The sequence below is a fragment of the Cupriavidus sp. 01L46 genome (genome assembly GCF_056399905.1).
Genome location: NZ_JBFTSF010000444.1, coordinates 1 through 8,217 on the forward strand (window position 1 = coordinate 1; position 8,217 = coordinate 8,217).

The 8,217-nt window shown below is 67.3% G+C and carries 6 protein-coding genes and 3 pseudogenes; 5 read left to right on the forward strand and 4 right to left on the reverse strand.

Features of this window, described 5'->3' with window-relative positions:
- Positions 1-435, reverse strand: a 435-nt coding sequence (locus AC1DS3_RS36350) for an FIST N-terminal domain-containing protein (protein WP_477129106.1), incomplete at its 3' end; no start/stop codon positions are given.
- Positions 436-901: 466 nt separating this feature from the next.
- Between AC1DS3_RS36350 and AC1DS3_RS36355 the strand changes: the two genes are divergently transcribed.
- From AC1DS3_RS36355 to AC1DS3_RS36375, 5 genes and pseudogenes are all read left to right on the forward strand, one after another.
- On the forward strand, positions 902-1,768 hold the full coding sequence (locus AC1DS3_RS36355; RefSeq protein ID WP_441634759.1) for an IclR family transcriptional regulator: 867 nt from the start codon (positions 902-904) through the stop codon (positions 1,766-1,768).
- 24 nt (positions 1,769-1,792) lie between these two features.
- Positions 1,793-2,535: pseudogene (locus AC1DS3_RS36360) on the forward strand (dihydrodipicolinate synthase family protein).
- A gap of 126 nt (positions 2,536-2,661) precedes the next feature.
- Entirely contained in the window at positions 2,662-3,363 is a 702-nt protein-coding gene (locus AC1DS3_RS36365; protein WP_477129107.1) for an SDR family NAD(P)-dependent oxidoreductase, read from the forward strand.
- Between the two features lie 104 nt (positions 3,364-3,467).
- A pseudogene (locus AC1DS3_RS36370) lies at positions 3,468-4,514 on the forward strand (mandelate racemase/muconate lactonizing enzyme family protein); the annotation flags it as partial.
- 1 nt (position 4,515) lies between these two features.
- Positions 4,516-5,385 (forward strand): annotated as a pseudogene (locus AC1DS3_RS36375) (Bug family tripartite tricarboxylate transporter substrate binding protein); the annotation flags it as partial.
- A 34-nt stretch (positions 5,386-5,419) separates the two neighbouring features.
- Here the strand turns inward: AC1DS3_RS36375 and AC1DS3_RS36380 are convergent.
- From AC1DS3_RS36380 to AC1DS3_RS36390, 3 genes are all read right to left on the reverse strand, one after another.
- Positions 5,420-6,523: a dihydrolipoamide acetyltransferase family protein gene (locus AC1DS3_RS36380; protein WP_441634769.1), complete on the reverse strand. Its 1,104-nt coding sequence runs from the start codon at positions 6,521-6,523 to the stop codon at positions 5,420-5,422.
- A 20-nt stretch (positions 6,524-6,543) separates the two neighbouring features.
- Positions 6,544-7,521, reverse strand: a complete 978-nt coding sequence (locus AC1DS3_RS36385) for an alpha-ketoacid dehydrogenase subunit beta (protein WP_477129108.1) — start codon at positions 7,519-7,521, stop codon at positions 6,544-6,546.
- Positions 7,514-8,217: thiamine pyrophosphate-dependent enzyme (locus tag AC1DS3_RS36390; RefSeq protein ID WP_477129109.1), on the reverse strand; the 704-nt coding region annotated here is incomplete at its 5' end. The genes AC1DS3_RS36390 and AC1DS3_RS36385, both read right to left, overlap by 8 nt.

The following is an 8,217-nucleotide window of genomic DNA, read 5'->3' on the forward strand; positions in this document are numbered from 1 at the left end:
GACATCCGGCGTGCTGCCCTCGGCATGGACCAGCGCGGTATGGGGCGCGAAGTAGGAGGTGGAGGGGGTGGACGCCGAAGGTAGTGGCTGCTGCCCGGAGAACAGCCGGAACGTGCTGGGCGGCAATGCGGCCGCCATCAGCACCATGGCCGGCTCGTCGAAGTATTCGACCCCGCTGGCGCAGACGCCCACGCCAGCCGCACCCACCCAGGCCACGCCCGGCCAGGTTTCCTGCAGCGCGGCGAGGATGGCCTCTGCGGCCGGCGCGTAATAGTCGCTCAGGTAGCACCAGCCGAGCGTAAGCGGGGCCGCTCCGCCCGGCGCTGCCTGACGCGCCGCAAGCTGCGCGTCAAATTGCTGCCGGCACTCCGCCAGGGCTGCCTGCCAGTCGCCATGGGCTGCGTGAGCGTGCACAAAAGTCGTCGTGTCAGACATGGTCGCACCGCCTTCCGGGCAATGAAGTTGTTGGACCGCCGCCGGCAAGGTGTGTTCAGGCCAGCAGGGGGCGGGATTCGCATTGGTCCCTTACCATGCAAGCATCCGGCTTCCCGTTGGGAAGCTCGCCTAGTAAAAACCCTTAGCAAATCGAGCTTGCAAGGGCCGGAAGTCGAGGCCTAGAATATTTCATATCGCGAATACAAATTCGCTATCCGAATAAATTAAAAAGCGCTGCAGGGCGCAGGGCAGGAAAAACAGGTGCCGTTGGTTGGCACTTCTTTTTAGGCTCATATTTCGAATAAAAATTCGCAATCCGAATTTTAAGGGTTCGGCAGCAATGCCGATGCATATCCACCTAACCAGAGCGAGGGCTTTCCTCCGTCCGTTCATCGAATTAAAATTCGGAATCCGAACTTGATTCCGGGTTCGCATCAAGAACGAAGAACTGACAGTGGAGATTGACATGGCTACCGAGAACTCCGTCCCGACCGCATCGAAGGCGAGCAGCGCGGGCGACGCATCCAAGAACACGGTGCAGTCGCTGGCGAAGGGCTTCCGCATTCTTGAAGCGTTCACGGCGCAGGAACCCGAGCTCACCATGGCGGAAGTCGCGCGCCGCTCCGGGCTGGACAATGCCACGGCCTTTCGTTTCCTCAATACGCTGGTGGATATCGGCTACGTGCAGCGCGTGCCGGACACGCGGCTGTTCCGGCTGTCGCTGAAGGTGCTGGACCTGGGCTTTGACGCCATCGCCCATGCCGACCTGCGCACGCGGGCAAGGCCGATCCTGCGCGCGCTGGTGGGGGAGATCAATGAAGCCGCTTCCATCGGCGTGCTGGATGGCCCGGACGTGCTTTACGCGGAACGGATCCAGGCCGGGCTGACGCGGCTTGGCGTGGATATCCGCATCGGCAGCCGGGTGCCGGCTTATTCCACGGCCGTGGGCTACGCCATCCTGGCGTGGCTGCCGCAGGACATGCAGGCCCGCGTGCTGGACGCCCAGCCCCGCCAGAAGCTGACCGACCACACGCTCACCGAGCTCGACACCATCCTCGAGCGGCTCAAGACCGTGCGGGCCAAGGGCTATGCGTTGTCGGACCAGGAAACGGTGTCCGGCCTCTATGTGGTGGCCGCGCCGGTGCTGGATGTGGACGGCGTGCCGGTTGCCGGCCTGAGCGTGGCGGCGCCGGCCATGAATACCTCGCTTGAAGATTTCGAATCGACCACGGCCCCGGCGGTAGTGCATGCCGCTACCGAGCTGGCCCGTGCGCTGCAACCCTCCGGCGGATTTATTCCGCCCACCTTGATACCCACCCGAACGCGCAAATAGCGCAGGCCACACCAGGAGACGAACGTGCCTGATATCAATTTCCACGGCATCATTCCCGCCATCGCGGTTCCTTTCAACGCGGACTACAGCATCAACGAGCCGGAGCTGCGCCGCTTTGCCAGGTGGCTGGGCGGCCAAGCTGGCGTGACCGCGTTGATGACCAATGGCCATACCGGTGAAGTCTTTTCGCTGACGCCGCGCGAGCGCGCCGAAGTGACCCGCATCACCGCCGACGCCACCCAGGGCATTTGCCCGGTGATCTCGTCGGTGGTCTGCGAAGGCATCAACGACGCCGTGGAACAAGCGGGCTGGGCCAAGGAAGCTGGCGCCGCCGGGCTCGATATCATGCCGCCGCATCACTGGCTGCGCTTTGGCTTCAAGCCGGAGCATTGCCTCGACTACTTCAACGCCATCGGCAAGGCCAGCGGGCTGCCCCTGGTGGTGCATATCTACCCGGCCTGGACCCGTGGCTCCTACTCGTCGGAGTTGCTCGCGTGATCAACGACCTGCTCAAGGCGGTCAAGGCCGGCGACCTGCGTGAAGCCATGCGCGTGCAGGCCCTGATCAACCCGCTCAAGGATGCGGTGTACGGCGCCGGCGAGCCCACGGGCGAAGCCCATGGCCGCATGAAGGCCGCCATGGCGCTGGCCGGCATCCTGCGCGATGGCACGGTGCKCCCGCCGACCCACGCACCGTCGGCCGCCGAGCTGGCCGCGATCAAGGGCGCGCTGGAACACGCCGGCGTGACGCAGAAGGCGGCTGCCTGAGCCTGAACCGCGTCTGATCCGGGCCTGCACCGGCGCTGTACCGGCGCGCCATCCCGGCCCGCGGCCAGCGTGCCGAGGGCCGGGCCGCCGGCCATGCAATCCAAAGGGGCTTTGATGAGCCAATCCATGCAAGACGACGACACGCCCGCGGCGCGGACCAGGCACGCCGTGGTCACCGGCGCCAGCTCCGGTATCGGCGCGGCCATTGCCCGGCGGCTGCTGTCGGCGGGCTGGGCGGTGACCGGGCTGGACCGCTCGCCGGCACCCGGCGCCGAGGGTTTCAACGGGATCGAAGTCGACCTGACCGATGCTGCAAAGCTTGCTGTCGCCGTGGCCACGTTGGCACGGGTCGACGCCATCGTCCATGCCGCGGGATTCATGCGCACGGCGGTGCTCGGCGAGCTGAACCCCGAGGACGGCGAGGGCATGTGGCGCATCCACGTGCAAGCCGCCTGCGTGCTGGTCAACGCGCTGATGCCGACGCTGCCGGATGGCGCGCGCATCGTGCTGATCGGCAGCCGCACGGCGGCGGGCGCGCCAGGGCGCAGCCAGTACGCCGCGACCAAGGCGGCGGTGGTGGGCATGGCGCGCTCCTGGGCCGCGGAGCTGGCGCCGCGCGGCATCACTGTCAACGTGGTGGCGCCGGGCGCCACCGAGACCCCGATGCTCAACGACCCGGGCCGCAAGGGCACGCCGCCGCGCACGCCGCCCATCGGGCGTTTTATCCGGCCCGATGAAGTGGCCGGGGTGGTGAGCTTCCTGCTCGGGCCCGATGCCGGCGCCATCACCGGGCAGCAGATCCTGATTTGCGGCGGCGGGTCGCTGTAGCGCACTCAGCCGAGGTATCGAACCACCTGATTCGCCGATTACCGAAAGACACCGGAACACCGGAACACCGGAACACCGGAACACTAGAACACTGGAGACAAGCCATGTCCGTCCGCATCATTGACATCCGTGAAGTGACGAAGCCGATTTCATCACCCATCCGCAATGCCTATATCGATTTCTCGAAGATGACGAGCAGCCTCGTCGCCGTGGTGACCGACGCTTTTCGCGACGGCAAGCGCGTGATCGGCTACGGCTTCAACTCCAACGGCCGCTACGGCCAGGGCGGCCTGATCCGCGAGCGGTTTGCCCCGCGTATCCTGGCGGCCGATCCAGCATCGCTGCTGGACGACGCCGGCACCAACCTCGACCCCAACCGCGTGTGGGCCGCCACCATGTCCAATGAGAAGCCGGGCGGCCATGGCGAGCGCTCGGTGGCGGTCGGCACCATCGACATGGCGGTGTGGGATGCGGTGGCCAAGATCGCCGGCGTGCCGCTGTTCCAGTTGCTGGCCGAGCGCCACGGCGTCAACGCCAACCCGCGCGTGTTCGTCTACGCCGCCGGCGGCTATTACTATCCAGGCAAGGACCTCGGCGCGTTGCGCGCCGAGATGCGCTCCTACCTGAAGCGCGGCTACAACGTGGTCAAGATGAAGATCGGCGGCGCCAGCCTGGAAGAAGACAGCGCGCGCATCGAGGCCGTGCTGCAGGAAATCGGCCCGGACGCGCAGCTCGCCGTGGACGCCAACGGCCGCTTCGACCTGGACACCGCGATCGCCTACGCCAAGATGCTGCGCGACTATCCGCTGTTCTGGTACGAGGAAGCCGGCGATCCGCTGGACTACCACCTGCAGGCCACGCTGGCTGAGTACTACCCCGGCGCCATGGCCACCGGCGAAAACCTGTTCAGCCACCAGGACGCCCGCAACCTGATCCGCTACGGCGCCATGCGCCCGGACCGCGACTACCTGCAGTTCGACTGCGCGCTGTCCTACGGCCTGGTGGAGTACGAGCGCACGCTGGACGTGCTGAAGACCTTTGGCTGGTCGCCAAGCCGCTGCATCCCGCACGGCGGCCATCAGATGTCGCTCAATATCGCCGCCGGCCTGGGCCTGGGCGGCAACGAGAGCTACCCCGACCTGTTCCAGCCTGCGCGTCATCATTCCGTTCCCGCCCGGCGGCCCCACCGACACCGTCGGCCGCATGCTGGCGCAGAAGCTCTCCGAGCAAACCGGCCAGAGCTTCATCGTCGACAACCGGCCCGGCGGCCAGGGCATCATCGGCGCCGATGCGGTGGCCAAGGGCACGGCGGACGGCTACACGCTGCTGTTCAGCGCCTCCACCTTCACCACCACGCCCATGACCCTGAGATCGTCGCCTTACGATGTGACCAGGGATTTCGTGCCGATCGCGCTGGTCGGCAAGGGGCCGCTGGCGGTCTCGGTCAACAAGAACCTGCCTGTGAAGAATATCAAGGAGCTGATCGCCTACGCGCAGGCGCATCCCGGCAAGATGTCGTTCGCGATTGGCTCGCAGGCGTCCGCGGGGCATTTGTCCACGGAGCTGCTCAAGCGGGCAGGCAAGATCGATTACCTGGTGGTGCCGTACAAGGGCTCCGCGCCCGCTTACCAGGACCTGATCGGCGGCGCCATCGATGGCTTTATCGATCCCGTGCTTGGCGCCTTGGCCTATCACAAGAGCGGCATGGTGCGCGTGGTCGCGGTGACCTCCAAGGACAGGCTGCCTTCCATGCCCGACGTGCCGACCGTTGGCGAGACAGTGCCGGGCTATGAGTTCTACTCGTGGTATGGCCTGTGGGGTCCGGCCAAGCTGCCGGCCGATGTGACCAGGCGGCTCAACGCCGAGGTCAACAAAGCACTGGCGTCCGACCTGCGCGGCAGGCTGGCCGAGCAGGGCTACCTGCTCTCGCCAGGCACGCCGGAAGACTTCGCCCGCTTCGAGAAGGAGGACATGGAGCGCTCCGCCAAGATCGTGGCCGAAGCCAGGATCCGCGCGGAGTAAAGCCCCACGCGCTCGCCTGCCGCGCTGCCCGGGCCTAGGCCGCCAGCGCCAGGTCCGCGATCACTGCCGCCAGGAAGCGCGCGGCCTCGCCGCCTGTGACCACCCGATGATCGAAGGTCAGGCTGAGCGGCAGGATGCGGTGAACGACAGGAATGCCGCCGGCCGCAACCACCGCATCGTGGATCCGGCCGGCGCCCAGGATGGCGACGGTTGGCGGCACGACGATCGGCGCCGCGTACTTGCCGGCGATCATGCCGAAGTTGGACAACGTGATGGTGTTGCCGCGCATTTCCTCGGGGGCGATCGTTCGTGCACGCACATCCGCGCGCATGCGGTCCAGGCCGCGCCGCAAGTCTGCCGCGTCGCGCTTGCCGGTATCGCGCAGCACCGGCACGAACAGGCCTTCGGGCAGGTCGACCGCAATCCCCACGTCGATCCGCGCCGGCACATGGCGGCGCCCGGTCTGGCTTTCATACCAGGCGTTGAGGCCGGGCTCGGCGCGGCAGCCGGCAACCAGTGCGCGCACCAGCCGGATGGTGGTGTCGGTGCCGGGCGCCCAGGCATGGATATCGGCGTCGTCGATCACGGTCGCCGCGGCGACCTCGCTTTGGGCGCGCGCCATGTTCAGCGCCATGGCGCGCCGCACGCCGCGCAGGACTTCCGGTGGCCCCAGGTCCGCCAGCGTCGCGGCAACGCGGCGCACATCGGCGGCGCTGATGATGCCGTCMGCGCCCGTTGGGGTGACCATCGCCAGGTCCACGTCGAGCTGGCGCGCCAGGGCGCGCACGGCCGGCACGGCCCGCACCGCGCCACCGCCACGGGACAGGGCGGCGGGCGCTTCCGCGACCACGTGCGTGCCGACTTTGACATCGCCCACCACCGCGCCCGCATCCTCTTGCCCGCCGGCGCCTTCGAAGCCCGCCAGCGGCGCGCCAAGGTGCACGATCTCGCCCGGCTGGGCAAACAGCTTGGCGACCTGTCCGGCGTAGGGCGACGGTATCTCGACGATCGCCTTGGCGGTCTCGACCGAAACCAGCGGCTGGTCGGCCGCCACCGTGTCGCCGGGCTTGACGTGCCATTCGGTGATCTCGGCTTCCTGCAGGCCTTCGCCCAGGTCGGGCAATTTGAAGATCTTCATCAACGCTCCCCGGAAAAACGTCAAGCGGCCATGGCCTTGCGCGCCGCGTCGGCAATCCGCGCCACGCTGGGCAGGTACGTGTACTCGAGCCTGGCCATTGGCACCACGGTGTCGTAGCCGGTGACGCGCTGCACCGGCGCCGCCAGCGAGTACAGCCCCGCATCGGCGAGGTTCGCCGCGATCTCGGCCCCGAAGCCGGCGCTGCGGGGCGCCTCGTGGACGATGACGCAGCGTCCTGTCCTGGTGACCGATTCCAGTATGGTGTCCATGTCGAGCGGCTTGAGCGTGGCGACGTCGATGACGGCGGCGGCGATGCCCTCGTCCAGCAGCAGGTCAGCCGCGGCCTGCGTCTCTTGCAGYATCGCCCCCCAGCTCACCAGCGTGATGTCGTCGCCGTCGCGCAGTGTGAAGCAGGTATCGAGCGGCAGCGCCTCGCCGTTGTCCGGTACTTCCTCGCGGAACAGGCGGTAGAGCCGGGTTGGTTCGAGGAACACCACCGGGTCGGGGTCGCRCATGGCCGCCAGCAGCAGGCCGTAGGCGCGCGCCGGGGTGGACGGTATGACCACCCGGATGCCGGGAATATGGGCAAACATCGCCTCGGGGCTTTCGGAGTGATGCTCCGGCGCATGGATGCCGGCGCCAAAGGGCGAGCGCAGCACCATCGGGCAGCTCAGCCTGCCGCGCGTGCGGTGACGCAGACGGCCGGCATGATTGATGATGTGGTCGATGGCCGGGTAGATAAAACCGGTGAACTGGATTTCCACCACGGGCGCCAGCCCCATTGCCGCCATGCCGATCGCGGCCCCGGCGATACCGGACTCGGCCAGCGGCGTATCAATCACGCGCTCGGCCCCAAAACGGGCTTGCAGGCCCGCCGTGGCGCGGAACACGCCGCCATTCACGCCAATGTCCTCACCGAGCAGCACCACGCGCGGGTCGTGTTCCAGCGCATGGGCCAGCGCCTGGTTGACGGYTTCGACCAGATTGATTTCAGCCATGATCCCTCTCGCTCTCATTAGCCGGGGCGCCCGGGGCAAAGCGACGCGCGGTGGCCACTTGCGCCTCCAGCGCCTTGGGCAGGCTGGCATACAGGTGATCGAACATCGCCGTTGTTTCCGGCAGGGGCGTTGCCAGATAGGCCTCCACTGCGGCCATCACTTGCGCTGCGCAATCCTTGGCAAGCGCGTCTTCGCGTGCCGCATCCCATGCGCCAAGGCGCAGCAGATAGTTGCGCAGCCTGGCCACCGGCTCCAGCAGCCAGTGCTGCTTGACCTGTTCGCTGTCGCGGTAGCGCGAGGCATCGTCCGCCGTGGTGTGGTCGCCAAGCCGGTAGGTGATCGCTTCGATCAGCGTGGCGCCGCCGCCGCTGCGCGCCCGTTCCAGCGCATCGAGCGTGACCTGGCGCACCGCCACGACATCGTTGCCATCCACCTGCAGRCCAGGGATACCGGCCGCGATGGCCTTTTGCGCGAGCGTCTGCGCGGCGGTCTGCTGGCTGCGCGGCATGGAGATCGCCCACTGGTTGTTGTTGACGACCAGCACAAGGGGCGCATGCCAGGCGCCCGCCATATTCATGCCTTCGTAGAAATCGCCTTTCGAAGTGCCGCCGTCCCCGAGCAGGCAAACCGCGGCGCGCGGCTCGCGGCGCAGCTTCATCGCGTAGGCGATGCCGGCAGCGTGGCAGACCTGGTTGC